The 17076-nt window shown below is 58.7% G+C and carries 14 protein-coding genes; 10 read left to right on the top strand and 4 right to left on the bottom strand.

The window, feature by feature from the left end; translation table 11 throughout:
- Window positions 1–60: 60 nt before the first annotated feature.
- The 7 genes from RMR16_RS08950 (at window position 61) to RMR16_RS08920 (ending at window position 9480) form a co-directional block, all read left to right on the top strand.
- Window positions 61–1575, top strand: coding sequence for an amino acid permease (locus RMR16_RS08950; protein ID WP_320200552.1), 1515 nt, complete (start codon window positions 61–63; stop codon window positions 1573–1575).
- A 63-nt stretch (window positions 1576–1638) separates the two neighbouring features.
- Window positions 1639–3006, top strand: a complete 1368-nt coding sequence (locus RMR16_RS08945) for a glutamine synthetase family protein (protein ID WP_320200551.1) — start codon at window positions 1639–1641, stop codon at window positions 3004–3006.
- Window positions 3007–3078: 72 nt separating this feature from the next.
- A complete protein-coding gene (locus tag RMR16_RS08940) occupies window positions 3079–4467 on the top strand; it encodes an aldehyde dehydrogenase family protein (RefSeq protein WP_320200550.1) in 1389 nt (462 codons plus the stop codon).
- Window positions 4464–5609 (top strand): iron-containing alcohol dehydrogenase, encoded by a 1146-nt coding sequence (locus tag RMR16_RS08935; RefSeq protein WP_320200549.1) that lies wholly within the window; start codon window positions 4464–4466, stop codon window positions 5607–5609. Before RMR16_RS08940 ends, RMR16_RS08935 begins: the two co-directional genes overlap by 4 nt.
- Window positions 5610–6774: 1165 nt before the next feature.
- A complete protein-coding gene (locus RMR16_RS08930; protein WP_320200548.1) occupies window positions 6775–7488 on the top strand; it encodes a ParA family protein in 714 nt (237 codons plus the stop codon).
- 67 nt (window positions 7489–7555) lie between these two features.
- Window positions 7556–8200: a TetR/AcrR family transcriptional regulator gene (locus tag RMR16_RS08925; RefSeq protein ID WP_320200547.1), complete on the top strand. Its 645-nt coding sequence runs from the start codon at window positions 7556–7558 to the stop codon at window positions 8198–8200.
- Between the two features lie 50 nt (window positions 8201–8250).
- Window positions 8251–9480: an MFS transporter gene (locus RMR16_RS08920; protein WP_320200546.1), complete on the top strand. Its 1230-nt coding sequence runs from the start codon at window positions 8251–8253 to the stop codon at window positions 9478–9480.
- 197 nt (window positions 9481–9677) lie between these two features.
- On the opposite strand, the gene RMR16_RS08915 is transcribed toward RMR16_RS08920, so the two are convergent.
- Window positions 9678–11081, bottom strand: coding sequence for a L,D-transpeptidase family protein (locus RMR16_RS08915; protein WP_320200545.1), 1404 nt, complete (start codon window positions 11079–11081; stop codon window positions 9678–9680).
- Between the two features lie 155 nt (window positions 11082–11236).
- Here RMR16_RS08915 and RMR16_RS08910 point away from each other — a divergent pair, with 155 nt between their 5' ends.
- The 3 genes from RMR16_RS08910 (at window position 11237) to RMR16_RS08900 (ending at window position 12916) form a co-directional block, all read left to right on the top strand.
- The gene (locus RMR16_RS08910) at window positions 11237–12067 is read left to right on the top strand and encodes an aldose 1-epimerase family protein (RefSeq protein ID WP_320200544.1); all 831 of its coding nucleotides are present in this window, start codon (window positions 11237–11239) and stop codon (window positions 12065–12067) included.
- Between the two features lie 124 nt (window positions 12068–12191).
- Window positions 12192–12530 carry a TIGR01244 family sulfur transferase gene (locus tag RMR16_RS08905; protein ID WP_320200543.1) on the top strand — a complete coding sequence of 113 codons (339 nt, stop codon included), beginning with the start codon at window positions 12192–12194 and terminating at the stop codon, window positions 12528–12530.
- Window positions 12531–12574: 44 nt separating this feature from the next.
- Window positions 12575–12916 (top strand): RidA family protein, encoded by a 342-nt coding sequence (locus tag RMR16_RS08900; protein ID WP_320200542.1) that lies wholly within the window; start codon window positions 12575–12577, stop codon window positions 12914–12916.
- Between the two features lie 267 nt (window positions 12917–13183).
- On the opposite strand, the gene RMR16_RS08895 is transcribed toward RMR16_RS08900, so the two are convergent.
- The 3 genes from RMR16_RS08895 to RMR16_RS08885 all read right to left on the bottom strand — a co-directional run bounded on the left by RMR16_RS08895 (window position 13184) and on the right by RMR16_RS08885 (window position 17010).
- Window positions 13184–13936, bottom strand: a complete 753-nt coding sequence (locus RMR16_RS08895) for a HugZ family protein (RefSeq protein ID WP_320200541.1) — start codon at window positions 13934–13936, stop codon at window positions 13184–13186.
- 207 nt (window positions 13937–14143) lie between these two features.
- Window positions 14144–15808, bottom strand: coding sequence for a thiamine pyrophosphate-binding protein (locus RMR16_RS08890; RefSeq protein ID WP_320200540.1), 1665 nt, complete (start codon window positions 15806–15808; stop codon window positions 14144–14146).
- Window positions 15805–17010 carry a CaiB/BaiF CoA transferase family protein gene (locus tag RMR16_RS08885; protein ID WP_320200539.1) on the bottom strand — a complete coding sequence of 402 codons (1206 nt, stop codon included), beginning with the start codon at window positions 17008–17010 and terminating at the stop codon, window positions 15805–15807. Before RMR16_RS08885 ends, RMR16_RS08890 begins: the two co-directional genes overlap by 4 nt.
- Between the last annotated feature and the right edge of the window lie 66 nt (window positions 17011–17076).

Here is a 17076-nt window from a genome sequence, read left to right as displayed (position 1 = left end):
TGGGGCAAAATCGGCCATTTCCGGCTGACAGCCTGTTTTTCTTGATCAGGAGAGAACGGCATGGACAGTTCATCATCAGGCGTCAGCTATAAAAAAGCAGACGCGACCTACTTTGAAAAACGAGGACTTTCGCGCTACGCGGGCGTCTGGTCGCTGTGGGCGCTGGGCGTCGGCGCGGTTATATCAGGCCACTTTTCCGGCTGGAACTTCGGCTTCGCCACCGGCGGCTGGGGCGGCATGTTGGTTGCTGGCATCATCATCGCCGTCATGTATCTGGGGCTGACATTCTCGATTGCAGAGATGAGCCCGGCACTGCCGCACACGGGTGCTGCCTATTCCTTCGCCCGCACCGCCATGGGGCCGTGGGGCGGCTTCATCACCGGGCTGTGCGAGAATGTGGAATACGTCCTCACACCCGCCGTCATCGTCACGTTTATCACGGCATACGTGAACTCCATCCTCGGTTTAGATCCGGTCTATTCACCGTTCTTATGGGTGTTGTTCTACGTCATCTTCCTGGCGCTCAACGTCTTCGGACTTGAACTTTCCTTTAAGGTAACGCTGGTCATCACGCTGATTTCACTCGGCGTTCTGGTGTTCTTCTGGATCAGCGCCATTCCCAATATCGATTTCTCCCGCTGGGCGTTGAACATCGGCGTTGGACCGGATGGCACGGCGGTGGAACTGCCTGAAGGCAATGGCTCGTTCTTCCCCTTCGGCTTCTCTGGCGTTCTGGCCACCCTGCCTTTCGCCGTCTGGCTGTTCCTTGCCATCGAACAGTTGCCGTTGGCGGCGGAAGAGTCGGTCGATCCCAAGCGGGATATGCCCAAGGGCATCATTCTTGGCATCATCACATTGATGATTTCCGCCTTCATGATCGTGCTGCTCAACCCATCGCTTCCGGGCATTGGTGCCTTCCATCTCGGTTCTTCGCTGGAGCCTTTGCTGGATGGTTTCAAGGCGGTTTACGGTGATGGCGGCGTGGTTCTGCTTGGTTTCGTCGCGCTGACGGGTCTTATCGCCAGCTTCCACACCATTCTTTATGCGCAGGGTCGCCAGATCTACTCGCTGTCGCGTGCGGGTTATTTCCCAACGGCGCTGTCCATCACGCACCCCAAGTTCAAGACACCGCATGTTGCGATGTTGACGGGTGCCATCGTCGGCCTTGCGGTGATGATGACCATCTGGTTCGCACTGGGTGCGACCGAGGGCGGCAGCATCATCGGCAGCGTGTTGCTGAACATGGCGGTCTTCGGCGCGATGTTCTCCTACATCATGCAGGCGATCTCGTTCATCATGCTGCGCCGTAACCTGCCGAACATCGAACGGCCCTTCCGTTCGCCGCTCGGCATTCCCGGTGCTGTGCTGACCATCATCATCGCTGTCATAACCTTGCTCTATCAGGTTCAGGACCCGAATTTCACCAAGGGCGTCATCTGGGTTGCGCTGTGGTTTGCCATCGCGATAGCCTATTTCGCGCTGGTGGGTCGTCACCGCCTCATCCTGTCACCGGAAGAGGAGTTTGCGCTGGAGCATAAGCAGGCCGCCCTCGATGCGGCGGCTGCAAAGGCCTGACATTGATAAAAACAAGGGCGACCGGCAACGGTCGCCCCATAAAACAAAGGGAACGAAAAAATCATGACGACCTACACATTCGACGAGCTTAAAAAAGATGTCGCGGAAGGACGCATAGACACGGTTCTGGCGTGCCTCGTGGATATGCAGGGTCGTTTGATGGGCAAGCGTTTTCAGGCGCAGTTCTTCGTGGAAAGCGCTTACGAAGAAACCCACACCTGCAATTACCTGCTGGCCACCGACATGGAAATGGAAACCGTACCCGGTTACAAATCCACCAGCTGGGAAAAAGGGTATGGCGATTATACGCTGAAGCCAGACCTTTCGACGCTGCGCCGCGTGCCCTGGCTGGAAGGGACGGCGCTTGTTCTGTGCGATGCCTTCGATCACCACACCCATGCCGAAGTGGCCCATTCTCCCCGCGCTTTGCTGAAGAAACAGGTCGCCCGCCTCGAAGCCATGGGGCTGAAAGCCTATATGGCCAGCGAGCTGGAATTCTTCCTGTTCGACCAGAGTTTTGAATCAGCCCGTGCCAGCGGTTATCGCAACCTGCAACTGGCCGGTCCCTATAATGAGGATTACCACATCTTCCAGACCACCAAGGAAGAAGAGGTGATGCGCGCCATTCGCAATGGTTTGCAGGGCGCGGGCATTCCGGTGGAAAATTCCAAGGGTGAAGCATCGGCAGGGCAAGAGGAGGTCAACGTGCGTTACGCCGACGCGCTTGTTATGGCCGACCGCCACGCCATCATTAAAAATGGCATCAAGGAAATCGCATGGGCCAAAGGCAAGTCCGTGACCTTCCTCGCCAAGTGGAATTATAACACCGCGGGCAGTTCGTCCCACATCCACCAGTCGCTGTGGAGCCTGGATGGCAAGACACCCGTGTTCCTCGACAAGAATGGCGAACACGGCATGTCGGATATGATGCGCCATTACGTGGCCGGTCTTCTGGCCCATGCCAGCGAAATCACCTATTTCCTCGCGCCTTATATCAACTCCTACAAGCGCTTTATGGCCGGCACATTCGCGCCCACCAAGGCCGTGTGGAGCCCGGATAATCGCACGGCCGGTTATCGTCTCTGCGGTGCAGATACCAAGGGCATCCGCATCGAATGCCGCGTTGGCGGCTCGGACCTCAATCCGCATCTGGCCATGGCAGCTTTGCTCGCGGCGGGCATTGACGGCATCGAAAATAAGCTGGAACTTGAGGGCCAGTTCGTAGGAGATGCCTATGGCGGCAAGGAAGTCCGGGAAATCCCCAAAACTCTGCGGGATGCGACGGACCACCTCAACGGCTCCAAGATGCTGCGCAGCGCATTCGGTGATGACGTGATCGATCACTATGTCCGCGCCGCACAGTGGGAACAGGAAGAATATGATCGCCGCGTGACCGATTGGGAAGTCGCGCGTGGGTTCGAACGGGCATAAACAACATCGGACCGAAAAGTGTGAAGCGGTTTTCGGATAAGCCGATGTGAGGAAAAAAGTCAGGAAAAAATTATGGTCATGATCCAGAATATTTCGCCGATCGACGGTTCGGTTTACGCCGAACGCGAGGCGATGTCGCTGGAGGCGGCGCGCGGTGCCGTCGGTAAAGCGCGTGCTGCGCAAAAGTCTTGGGCAAAACGCCCGCTGGAAGAGCGCGTTCAACTGGTGCTGAAAGGCGTCGCACGCCTGAATGAAATGGTCGGCGACGTCGTGCCGGAACTGGCGCATATGATGGGCCGTCCGGTGCGCTACGGCGGCGAGTTCAAGGGCTTTAACGAGCGCTCCAATTACGTCGCCTCCATCGCCGCAGATGCGCTGGCTCCTCTCGTCATCGAAGAAAGCGGCAATTTCGAACGCCGTATCGAGCGTGAAGCGCATGGCGTCGTCTTCGTCATCGCGCCGTGGAATTATCCTTACATGACGGCCATCAACACCATCGCGCCTGCCTTGATGGCGGGCAACACGGTGGTCATCAAACACGCCGCCCAAACGCTGTTGGTGGGTGAGCGCATGGTGCGCGCCTTCGTGGAAGCGGGCGTGCCGGATGATGTGTTCATCAACCTGTTCCTCGATCACCAGACGACATCTGCGCTGATTGCCGAAAGCCTGTTCAACTTCGTCAACTTCACCGGCTCGGTCGAAGGTGGACGCGCCATTGAGCGCGCCGCCGCTGGCACCTTCACTGGCCTTGGGCTGGAACTCGGCGGCAAAGACCCCGGTTATGTGATGGAAGATGCCGATCTGGATGCGGCGGTCGATACGCTGATGGATGGCGCGACCTTCAATTCCGGCCAATGCTGCTGTGGCATCGAGCGCATTTACGTCAACGAAGCGCTGTTCGATGCTTTCGTTGAAAAGTCCGTTGCCTGGGTGTCCAACTACAAGCTCGGCAACCCGCTTGAACAGGAAACCTCACTCGGACCGATGGCCAACAAGCGTTTTGCCAAGGTGGTGCGCCAGCAGGTGGCCGATGCTGTCGCCAAGGGCGCGAAAGCGCTGGTCGATCCAAAACTCTTTGCCGCGGATGATGGCGAAAGCGCCTATGTCGCGCCTCAGATCCTCATCAATGTCGATCATACGATGGAGTTCATGAAGGAAGAAACCTTCGGTCCTGCCGTTGGCATCATGAAGGTGAAGAGCGAGGAAGAAGCCCTGCATCTGATGAACGACAGCAAATACGGCCTCACCGCATCGCTCTGGACACAGGACGCGGAGCGGGCAGGGCGCATTGGCCGCGAGATTGAAACCGGCACCGTGTTCATGAACCGCGCCGATTATCTGGATCCGGCCTTGTGCTGGACCGGCGTGAAGGAAACCGGCCGTGGCGGATCGCTCTCCGTCATCGGCTTTCAGAACCTGACACGTCCAAAATCCTACCATCTGAAGAAAGTCACGAAATGAACATCGTCGCAAACTGGAGCTATCCAACCCCGATCAAGATGGGCCGGGGCCGGATCAAGGAACTGGCGGACGCCTGCAAAACGCTCGGCATCAAAAAGCCGCTGCTGGTGACGGACCGCGGCTTGGCCGATATGGCCATCACCGCACACGCGCTCGACATTCTTGAGGCCGCAGGGCTTGGCCGCGCTATTTTCGCGGATGTCGATCCGAACCCCAACGAGATCAATCTCGAAGCAGGCGTCAAGGCCTTCAAAGACGGCGGCCACGATGGCGTCGTCGCTTTCGGCGGCGGCTCCGGGCTCGATCTGGGCAAGGCGGTTGCCTTCATGGCTGGCCAGACCCGCCCCGTCTGGGATTTCGAAGATATTGACGATTGGTGGACCCGCGCCAATCTGGAAGGCATCGCGCCGATTGTTGCCGTGCCGACAACCGCCGGAACCGGCTCGGAAGTCGGTCGCGCCAGCGTCATCACCAACTCCAAAACCCACGTCAAGAAGATCATTTTCCACCCGAAATTCCTGCCCGGCGTGGTGATCTGCGATCCTGAACTGACGGTCGGTATGCCCAAGGCCATCACCGTCGGCACCGGCATGGACGCCTTCGCCCATTGCCTCGAAGCCTATTCCTCGCCGTTCTATCACCCCATGAGCGCCGGTATCGCGCTTGAGGGTTTGCGGCTGGTCAAGGAATTCCTGCCGCGTGCCTATAAGGACGGCACGGACATCGAAGCCCGGTCCAACATGATGGCCGCCGCTGCCATGGGTGCGGTCGCGTTCCAGAAGGGTCTCGGCGCAATCCACTCGCTGTCCCACCCCATCGGCGCGGTGTATAACACCCACCACGGCATGACCAACGCCGTCGTCATGCCCGCCGTCCTGCGCTTCAACCGCCCCGCCATCGAAGACAAAATCGCCCGCGCCGCCGCCTATCTCGGCATCGAAGGCGGGTTTGATGGCTTCTACAATTACGTGCTGGAGCTTCGCAAGGAACTCGGCGTGCCGGAGAACCTCACGGCCTTGGGCATCAAGCCGGACCGCGTGGACGAGTTGACCGCTGAGGCGATCAAAGACCCAAGTTGCGGCGGCAACCCGGTTGCGATGACGGCGGAAAATACCAAGGCGCTGTTTCTGGAGTGCTTTTAAGGGAAAATGCCCCTGTCTCCTTCAAGAGATGGGGGCGTCCAATTTTGAGGTTGACACCACCCACCCTCCGTCATGCCGGACCCGATCCGGCATCCAGTGTCGCGCGTCTGCGCAGCAAAGACTCTTGCCTCTGCGGTTTCGGCTGCTCGCAGCCCGTTCCACCCGTTCCAACGTCATTCTGGGATAGGTGTGGAGTTCCGGCCAGACCTGATCCGCAAAAATATCAAAAATTTATTTTCGCAACTTTCTCCACACCCCAAAAACCTCCCGCATAATGTTCCCACTTCCGTCGCCCGGATGTTTCGCGAGACATCAAAGGCGTTGGAGGCTGGTGGCTTGCCGCAGACGTGTGGCCAGACATCAGGACTGCCATGTCAGGGTAAGCCCGGTGGAACCCGATTTCCTCGACACGAAAGGCCCCTGAAAGGCTTTCGGAAAGTCCGAGGCGAAACGGCTCGATCGGACACTGCCTGTCACGCTCAGGCCGGTTTCCGAAAGGTCCGGCCTGGGCAAGACATGGAACGGAATGAACGAAATGCCAGAGGCCACGCAAATGCGGAGCCAGTGAACTACACCATACCAGAGACATTTCCGCATTTGCGTGTGTTCTCCGGGTTGAGGTTGAAGCAAAGCACGGGCGCATGGCGCCGCGTGAACGGCGAAGCTTGGGTCTAAGCGGGCCGGGGTTTTTGACAGGAGGGAATTTGACCGTGGAGTGCGTCGCTGGATGCTTCGAGGGTCGCTTCGCTCCCACCTCAGCATGAGGACGGAGGGTGTGGCTCGGATTTAACTTAACCGCTGCGGGTATGAGTGGGAGCGGAAATTGGAATACAACGGCAGCATCCCTCATCCTGAGGCGGGAGCAAAGCGACCCTCGAAGGACGAGGGATGCGGGAGGAATTCGCCAACCACGGATGCTTCGAGGCTTTGTCCTTCGACAAGCTCAGGATAATGCATGAGGTTGGAGGGTGTGGAAGGGCGGGAGGCGGTAGAGGCCGGGGCAAGCTCACACCAACAATTACAGCCCGCATATCGATTTTACCCCATAACAAACCCCTCGCTGTTTCCATTTCATTAACCATCTTCGTTAAGAATATGCGCAGCGCCATGAATGTTGCGGTGCGTGCAGGAGCAATGACGGTGGCTCTGAATTATTGGGGGCTACATGCCAGTCATCACATTTGCCAACACCAAAGGCGGGGCGGGGAAGACGACCGCTGTGCTGCTGCTTGCCACCGAACTGGCGCGCACCGGCCACCGCGTCACCATTCTGGATGCCGATCCGCAATTGTGGATTTCGCATTGGGCTGAACTGTCGGGCACGGTGCACAATCTTTCGGTCATTTCCCATGTGACGATGGCATCGCTGGAAACGCACATCCGCGAAAACCGCGCCAATACCGACTGTTTTATCATCGATCTGCCCGGCACCAAAAACCCGCTTCTGACGATGGCGCTCGGCATTTCCGATCATGTCCTCATCCCCGTTCAGGGCTCTGCCATGGATGCCCGCGGCGCTGCCGAAGTGCTGGAGCATATCGAATTCCTCAACCGCAAAATGGGCATGAAAATCGATCATTCGGTTGTGCTGACCCGCGTGAATGCCATGGTCAACACACGCTCCCTGCTGCTGGTCAAAGCGCTGCTGGCGCAAAAGAACGTGCGCGTACTCGATACGCCGATTGCCGAGCGCGCCGCGTTCCGCGATATTTTCGATTACGGCGGCACGCTTGCCGGGCTGGACTGTCACAAGGTCAGCAACATCGACAAGGCACTGGAAAACGCCCGTCATTTCACCAATGAAGTGATGCGGCTGATGCCGGTGCGGGTCGTTCGTTCTGGCCGTGATCTGAAATCGTTCGCCCGTAAAGCCGCTTAAAACAACAGCTTATAGTGCGCCCGGCAGTCTCGCGAACCGGGCGCAGTATTTTTCGCTTGATTTGGAAATGATCGTTTTCTATATTGCGTCCATGACACAGCAATTTTCATCCTCTGCTTCCACACGCCAGCGCGGTCGTCCGCGTGAGTTCGATGTCGATTTGGCCGTCGATAAGGCCATTCGCGTGTTTTCAGAGCGCGGATATCACGCCACCTCGGTCGGTGATCTGACACAGGCGATGGAGCTGACGCAGGGCAGTCTTTACAAGGCGTTCAAGGATAAGAAGGACATCTATATCGCCGCTGTCGAGCGCTACAAACTGGTGCAGACGCGCCGTTTCGATGCCACTGTCCAAACAGGCAAGACCGGGCGCGAAAAGCTGCGGGCTGCCATGAACTTTTATGCGGACGCGTCCGCTGGACAATCCGGCGGGCAGGGGTGCCTTATCGTCGGTGCCGTTGCCGATCTTGTCTCGCTGGATGACGATATGGCGCGGGTGGTGCGTGGTGCCATCGAGGCGCGTGAGAAGGCTCTGGCGCGGTTTGCGCGCGAAGGGCAGGCGGATGGTTCCGTTTCAAAAACATCAGATGCGGATGCTTTGGCCAAAACGGCCCTGTGTATTCTGTATGGAATGCGTGTCGTTGGCAAAACGGGCCTGTCGCGCGCTCAACTGGCTGCTGTGGTCGATACCGCCATGAAGGTTTTCGACTGATTTTTTACGTATTTCGGAAATGATCATTTCCGAATTTTGGAGTGATAACAATGACATCGAACGTGCTTGGTTCTGAGCCTGCACAGGAAGAGACGATCTCTTCCGCCATGATCTTTCTGCTGGCCAGTGCCTGTGGTCTGGTCGCCGCCAATCTTTATTATGCCCAACCTCTGGCGGGCGTCATCGGGGCAGAGCTTGGCCTTTCCGCCGGGGCAACGGGGTTAATCGTGACGCTGACGCAGATCGGGTACGGGCTTGGCCTGCTCTTTGTCGTGCCGCTGGGCGATCTCATCGAAAACAGAAAGCTGATCGTCACCACTGTGGCGATGGCAGTCCTGGCGCTGGTTTCGGCTGCCATGGCACCGCACGCGGCGCCGTTTCTCATCGCCGTTTTTCTGGTCGGCATAAGCTCGGTTGCGGTGCAGATGATCGTGCCTTTGGCGGCCCATATGACGCCCAACGCCATACGTGGTCGTGTCGTCGGCAGCATCATGAGCGGGCTGATGGTCGGCATCATGCTGGCGCGGCCAATCTCCAGCGTGCTGTCTGAATTCGTTTCATGGCGCGGCGTGTTCTGGATATCGGCGGCTGTTATGGCTGTGTTGGCGGTGGTTCTCTACCAGTTGCTGCCGCGCCGGGTGCCGGATGCGAAGCTTCCCTATTCCGCGCTTTTGGCCTCCATGGCCAAGCTTGCGGCCAACACGCGCCTGCTGCAAAGACGCGCGCTGTATCAGGCCAGCATGTTTTCCGCGTTCAGCCTGTTCTGGACGGTGACGCCGCTGTATCTCAGCGGCCCTGCGTTCCGTTTGTCTCAGAGTGAAATCGCGCTTTTTGCGCTGGCTGGTGCGGCCGGTGCGGTTGCGGCACCCATCGCCGGGCGTCTGGCAGACCGCGGCTGGACATGGGTTGCCACGTTTGGCGCTTTGCTGGCGGGAGCGTCCGCCTTCCTCATCACCCATATCGCGCCGGAAGGATCACACCTGTCACTGGCATTGCTGGTGGTTGCCGCCATCGTGCTGGATTTTGCCGTTACGACCAACCTCGTGCTTGGCCAACGCGCCATCTTCACGCTGGGCGCGGAATTCCGCAGCCGCCTCAACGGCATCTTCATGGCAACCTTCTTTATGGGCGGTGCCGCAGGATCTGCGCTTGGTGGCTGGGCCTATTCGCAAGGCCACTGGGCTGCCGCATCATGGCTTGGCTTTGCACTTCCGGCTGCTGGCTTTGTGTTTTTCCTGACGGAGCGCGGCGGTGAAAAGAGAAAGCCTAAGCTTGGGTGAAGTGGTGTTGCTGGAGGAGAAGCCACACTCCTCCTCCGTCATTCCGGCCTTGAGCCGGAATCCAGCAGATGCGCGTCTGCGCATCGGAAGAGTCTTTTATCGATCAAGGACTTGATCGAACTGGATCCCGGATCGGGTCCGGGATGACGGTGTGAGAGGTGGATGCTTCGGTGAACATCTCTTCCCCTATCAATAGCCTATTCCGCAAACTCCACAACCACGCCGGGGCGGACCATTTTGGCGAGTTCCGTGGCATCCCAGTTGGTCAGGCGAATACAGCCGTGGCTGTTGGTCTTGCCGATCTTGGATGGTTCCGGTGTGCCGTGAATGCCGTAGGTCGGCTTGGAAAGGGCAATCCAGACCGTACCGACAGGGCCGTTGGGGCCGGGTGGAATTTGCAGGATCTGGTTGTTCTGGCCCTGCTGGAAGTTGATCTTCGGATTGTATGTGTAGCCCGGATTGAGCGCGATGCGCTCCACCGTATGCGTGCCGCTTGGGGACGGCGTATCCGAAGAACCGATGGTGGCCGGGTAGGCCGCAATCAGAACGCCGCTTTCGTCATAAGCGAAAACCTGCTTGATGCCCTTGTGCGCAACGATGCGGGCCACTTGGCCCTTCTTCGTTTCGCCAGGGTTGACGACCTTGATGATCGTGCCGGGCACGGTGAAATCAACACCCGCGTTCAGTTCCTTCAGGTAGGTTTCATCCATGTGAAACCGCTCTGCCAGAGCTTCTGACGTGGAGGTGAAGGCCATGGCTGGAAGCTGGGCTTTTTCGGAATAATCATCCGGAATGGAGGCAACGTAAGGGCCAGCCGCGTCTGCTGCGGTGATGGTGTAATCCACAATCGCCATACCGCCGGTGTTGCGCAGGCGCTCCAGAATGTCGTCTGTGTTGTTCGGATCCAGCTTCTCGCCGGTCATTTCCTGCCATGCGGCGATGGCCTTATTGACGTTATCGCCCATTTTGCCATCGATGACGCCGGGCGAAATGCCCTCGCGGTCCAGAAACACCTGAAGTGCGACGATTTCCTGACGCGAGCGATTGACCGGCGCTGTCACAGGCTGGTTGCGCTCGATCAGGTGGTCCGGCTGCGGCACGGCAGCGGTGGTGCTTTCGCCGGGCATCGGCTGGTTCAGCGGTTCGCGCTCAACCGCGCCGGGGCGGGAAACCGAACCGGTGTAGACATCCGGGTCGCTGCCATCGCCACGATACTGCCGGTAATCCTGCACATCGCGATTGCCGCCCTGATATCCGTAATCACGCTGCGGCTCCCGGTATTGGCCGGGTGGTGGCGGGTAATAGCCACTATTCTGATTGTTGTAGGTCTCGCGCTGCACGTCCCGACGCTGTGCGCCGCCGGGCATTTCGGTTGCCACGAGGTTGCCGTAACGGTCGTAATATACCGTGCGGCCCATGCGGTCGCGGCTGATGACGATATCGCCACGCTGCGGCATGTAATCCAGCACACGCCCGTCTGGGGACACCAGAACGGGCTGGTCCTGATCGCCATATCTCTGTTGCGCACTGGCTTCCACAGGTGCAAACACCGGTGAAACCGCGACGACCAGACCGAACATTGCATTAAGAAAAAGTTTCACGATTCTGCGATCCCTTGGGTTCTTCCCAATACACACACGTTAATCTTGACCCTATTGTGAAAAAGATGAATTCGACGTTAATGCAATCTTAATTTCTCGCCGTTGCGATAGCTTTTGCGTGATCGGCGCGTCAATGCCTGAGTGGAGGAGCATGTATGCGAGAGTTTAAAGCCGGAAAGTCCCCGGCGATCTTTCTGGATGAGACATCCGTTTTCGATATCGGTGCCTGCGTTGTGGACGGTATCAACATTGCTCCGGGTCGTGCCATTCCCGACGATGGCGATGCCCGAATCGATCATTCTCTGGAAGGCTTTCTGTTTACGTGCGGACCGGACCACATTCGCCACCCGGAACCTATTGAAAACGATGCGGCTGGCCGGACATATCCTCTGCATGGCTCATTCTCCTCGCACCCGGCGGAGATCACCACCTGGGAGGTCTCTGATGATAATGCCCATGCAGCCGTGCGGGTTCCCCTAACCCTGGCCGATGGCGGCACGGCACTGCTGGAGCGGCAATGGCGCATCGATGGCGCGACCGGGATTGTGAGCCTTGAAGACCGCGTGACGAACACCAGCGATACGGCCCGACCTGTCTTTCATATGTACCACATGAATGTGGGCGCGCGGCTGTTTGATGACGGCGTGCGGCTGCAAGGCGCGATGTTTGAGGACGGCGGCTTCGGCTGGCGGTTTGGCGAAGAACCGGGTGGGGTTTTCTGTGTGCCTGCGGGTGAAGGCTGGGCGGAAATGACGTTGGGGCCGATTGCGGCGATTGGTGGACGGACGTTGAAGGTGGCTTTCCACACGGAGACGCTGCCCTATCTTCAGATGTGGCGAAACCAGCAGGCACCGGCGCATGTGATGGGCATCGAGCCGGTTTCGCATCGCTGGGTTGGCCGTGCCGAGCTTGAAGCGGCGGGTGAATTCCACATGCTGAACCCCGGCGAGTTCAGGACCTACGGCTTGCGCTTTTCTATTCTCTAAACTGCGTTTGAATTGGAAAGCCGTGTCATTGACGCACCCGGTTTAACGTCTTACATCGAATGCGGATTTTGGCACGGCACGGCTGATTAAGGCTCGGTGGCCGTCGTTATCGGAGAACATGAACATGGATATCAGGCGTATCGACGACGAGTATTCCGTAACCGGCCAGATCAGCGTTGCCGATCTGGATGAGGTGAAGGCGCTGGGTTTCAAGGCGCTTGTCTGCCATCGCCCGGACGGTGAAGAAGAAGGCCAGCCGCTGTTTGCAGATATTGCCGAACGTGCGGAAGCGCTGGGCCTTGCCATCGTGCATGTGCCGGTTGGCCGTTTTGGCGTGGATGCCGATGCCGTTGCAGGCATGGTGGATGCGCTGGACGAACTTCAGCGCCCGCTGCTTGGGTTCTGCCGTTCCGGCGCCCGTTCCACCGCGATTTACGAAAAGTCACACCACCTGCGCGGCTGATTAAGTCGCACCCGCATTTATTTAGCCTAACAGGAGTTTTTGGCATGAGCATCAAGCGTATCGAACCCGGCAAGCGCATGAGCGGCGCAGTCGTTCACGGCAACACCGTTTACCTCGCCGGTCAGGTTGGCGAAGGCACATCCGTGACCGACCAGAGCAAGTCCGCTCTCGCCGAAGTCGACCGCCTGCTGGCTCTGGCCGGTTCCGACAAGTCGAAGATCCTCCAGACGATTATCTACGTTTCGGACATGTCCACATTCGGCGAAATGAACGCCGTGTGGGAAGCCTGGATCGACCCAGCAAACCCACCAGCGCGCGCGACCAGCGAAGCCGCATTGGCGACGCCGGATTACAAGGTCGAGTTTATCGTGACTGCGGCGATCTGAGTGATTTGAGTTTGTGAGAAAAGCCGGTCCTTGTGGCCGGCTTTTTTTATTGGTGGTTCAACTGGTTAAGGGGCGCGGTGTAGCGCTTGCTCCGCCTGCTACCGTTGCGCTCCCCTTGCCACTTGCTCCGCCCTCATGCTGAGGTGGCGCGCAGCGCCCTCGAAGCATCGTTGGTTGGCGTATGCGTCCCGCACGCCTCGTCCTTCGAGGGTCGCTTTGCTCCCGCCTCAAGATGAGGAGCGCTACCTTTTCAACGCTTTAGCATCATCACTTAGTAAGCTGATTCAATGCCTTGCCAAGTTGATTCACACTCACCACCCGGCTTTCAAACCACAGCCGCACAAGATCACCCGCCGACGCCAAATTAACCCCATCCGGGTCGATCGACGTGATTTTCCAAGCGCCAGACTTCTTGCCCGTTAACGCCGCCAGCCGGGATGCTTCGCCCTTGATGGCGTTGAGGCGGGAGACTTCTGCCTCCAGTCCTTCTGCGCCGGCAAGGTCCGTGCGCAAATCTGCTGGCGTGATGTTGCTGGCGTTGCGGGCAGGGCCGCCGTTGATTTGCAGGCCTTCGATGTGGAGGCGATACAGCTGCGTGTCCGGCAGCGCGAGATAGAGCTTGGCTTTGGGATAACGGGCGATGTAGCGCGCCTTGGCAAGCGGCACGTCTTCGTCAGCAATGAGAACAGCTTTTCCAACCAATGTCAGGCGGGGCAGGGTCAGCGCATCGCCCTTGTTGAAGGGTGCAAGCACGAGGGAAATGCGTGGGTCTGCTTCGATGTTGCGGGCGTGCAGGGCGAGGCGGGCGGTGAAGAAGAAGGGGGTGCCGTCTGGTTCTACGGCGATGTTTGTGGCGGTGTTGTAGGGGTAGCCGCTCTGTGGATCGAGCGTGGCGAGACCGGCGGTTCGGCTGGTGTGCAGAACATCGCGGGCCACACGCACGGCTTCGAAAGGTGCTCCGGCGGAGGATTCGATGTTTGCGGTGCGTGGGGTGATGACGGGGAGAGTGGCGTCTGGCATGTCGTTTCTTGATCTAACTGTGCGTAAAGGAGCGTAAAACCTCTCCGTCGTCATGCTCGGGCTTGTCCCGGGCATCTGCTACGTTGCATTTGCGGAGACGTGATCAGATTCTCGGGACTAGCCCGAGGATGACGGCGAGTGTGGAGTCTTTGCCCGAAATCTGCGTCAAGATTTACATCATGCCAGAGACTTGTCCACCGCCAAACATCACGTCCTGTCGCGAATCTGCGTCAGCGTGCGCGCAGGCGTAATGGCTTCCGGATCGAGCTTCACTTCGATGATCGAAGGCTTGCCACTGGCGCGGGCGCGTTCATAGGCCGGGCCGAAGTCTTCGGTTTTCTCGACGATTTCGCCATGGCCGCCATAGGCTTTGGCGAAGGCGACGAAGTCCGGGTTGACGAGGTCGGTGCCACTGACGCGACCGGGATATTCGCGCTCCTGGTGCATGCGGATGGTGCCGTAAGTGCCGTTGTTGACCAGCACGGTGATGATCGGCAGGCCGTAACGCACGGCGGTGATGAATTCCTGCCCGTGCATCATGAAGCAGCCGTCACCGGCAAAACAGACGACTTCGCGTTCCGGAAACAGGTGTTTGGCAGCGACGGCGGCGGGCAGACCGTAACCCATGGAGCCGGATGTGGGGGCGGACTGGGTGTTGAAACGCTGGAAACGGTGGAAGCGATGAAGCCATGTGGCATAGTTGCCCGCGCCATTGGTGAAGACGGTGTCTTGAGGCACGTTGGCTTCGATCCACTCCATGATCGGCCCCATCTGCACCGGGCCGGGGCCGGTCTTCGGCGGGGTGGACCATTTCAGGTAGGCATCGTGAATGCTGGCGGTGCGGTCCGCCCAGACGGGGTTGACTGGTGCTTCCAGCGTGACGAGGGCTTCAACAAATTCGGTTGGTGAGGCGCAGATGGCGAGGTCTGGCCGGTAAACGCGGCCAAGCTCTTCGGCCTCCGGGTAGACATGCACCAGCGTTTGCGAAGGGTAGGGAATGTCCAGCAGCGTGTAACCGGAGGACGGCATTTCCGAGAGGCGACCGCCCAATAGAACGATGAGGTCGGACTCCTTGATCTCCTTCGCCAGCGCCGGATTGATGCCGATGCCGACATCGCCCGCATAAGATGGGCTGAGGTGATCCAGCAGCGCTTGGCGGCGGAAGGAGCAGCCGGCGGGCAGCTTGAACTTTTCCGCAAAGGCTTTGAACTGCGCGACGGATTGTTCCGTCCAGCGCGTGCCGCCGAGAATGAAGAAGGGGCGTTTTGCGCCGTTCAGCAGCTCGCCGAACTTTTCGATCTGCTTGGGGCCGGGGTGGTTTTCGACCGGGGTGTAAGGCTTGGCTTCCGGCGCATCCACCAGTTCCACCAGCATGTCTTCCGGCAGGCTCAACACCACAGGGCCGGGGCGACCGGAGGTGGCGACGGCAAAGGCGCGGGTGACGAATTCCGGAATGCGTCTTGGATCGTCGATTTCACCAACCCACTTGGCAAATTCGGTGAAGGCGCGGCGATACTCGACTTCCTGAAAGGCTTCGCGTTCACGCGCATCGCGCTGGACCTGACCGATGAACAGGATCATCGGAATGGAATCCTGCCGTGCGATGTGCAGACCGGCAGAGGCGTTCGTGGCACCGGGGCCGCGTGTGACCATGCAGATGCCGGGTTCGCCGGTGAGGCGGCCCCATGTGTCGGCCATCATTGCAGCGCCACCCTCTTGGCGGCAGACCACGGTTTCGATGCCGCTTTCATACAGCGCATCCAGCACGGCCAGATAACTTTCGCCCGGCACGCAGGATACGCGGGACACGCCATTGGCTTTCAGGGCTTCGACAATCAATTGTCCGCCGGTTCTTTTCCCAAGATTTGTCACTGCGCGATGTTCCTTTCAATATCAGCCAGTTCGGCCAAAACTTCAGCCTGATGTTCGCCCAGACGCGGGCTGGCGCGCTCGTAACGCAAGGGTGTTTCCGACAGCACGATGGGCGTACGAACGCCGGGAATGACGGTGCCATCGGCTGCTTCCAGATCAACGCGCAGGCCACGGGCCTGCACCTGCGGATCGGCAAACATTTCCTCGATGGAGTTGATGGGGCCAGCCGGAACCGCATTGCTCTCGCAGGCGGTGAGCAGATCGCGCTTTTGCCATTTCAATGTTTCGGTGGAGACGATCTGGCGCACTTCGACCTTATGGGCGACACGCGCCTTGTTGGTGGCGAAACGGTCATCATCTGCGGTGGATTCGATGCCCAGGATTTTGCAGAGGCGGCGGAATTGGCCGTCATTGCCAACGGCAAGAATCAAGAAGCCGTCTGCCGTCGGCACCACTTCATAAGGCGAGATATTGGGATGGGCATTGCCCAGCCGCACGGGTGCCTTGCCTGATATAAGGTAATTCATGTTCTGGTTGGCCAGCACGGCGGATTGCACATCCATCAGCGCCATATCCACATGCTGACCATGGCCGGAGCGCATGGCGTGAATGAGGGCCGCCTGAATGGCAGTGACGGAGTAAATGCCGGTGAAAATATCGGCGACCGCCACACCCGCCTTCATCGGCTGGCCATCCGGTTCGCCGGTAATCGACATAAAGCCGGACATGCCCTGCACGATGTAATCGTAACCGGCGAAATCCGCGTAGGGGCCGGTCTGGCCGAAGCCGGTGATGGAGCAATAGACCAGTTTGGGGTTAAGCGCCCTCAGGCTCTGGTAATCCAGCCCGTATTTCTCCAGCCCGCCGCGCTTGAAGTTTTCGATGACGACATCTGCGGTTTTGACCAGACGGCGCACGGTCTCGCGGCCTTCATCGCTTTTCAGATCGACGGTGATGGAGCGCTTGCCGCGATTGGTGGCGTGGTAATAGGCGGCGGAAAGATTATCGCCATCCTTGCTTTCCACGAAGGGCGGCCCCCAAGCGCGGGTATCATCGCCGCCTTCAGGGCTTTCCACCTTGATGACATCAGCCCCCATATCGGCAAGCATCTGCCCGGCCCATGGACCGGCCAGAACACGCGCAAGCTCAATCACACGAATGCCCGCAAGGGGCGGCTGTTTTTTGCTGGAAGCTTCGTCCATGTCTTTCTCACATTTTTCAGAGGTTTATAAACGGGCGAACCTCTGCGCGCATGTGAAATAATCTCA

Source organism: Agrobacterium sp. rho-13.3 (genome assembly GCF_033957765.2).
GTDB lineage: Bacteria > Pseudomonadota > Alphaproteobacteria > Rhizobiales > Rhizobiaceae > Agrobacterium.
The sequence above is the reverse complement of the archived record's forward strand: the minus strand, read 5'-3'. Positions and strand labels throughout refer to the sequence as shown.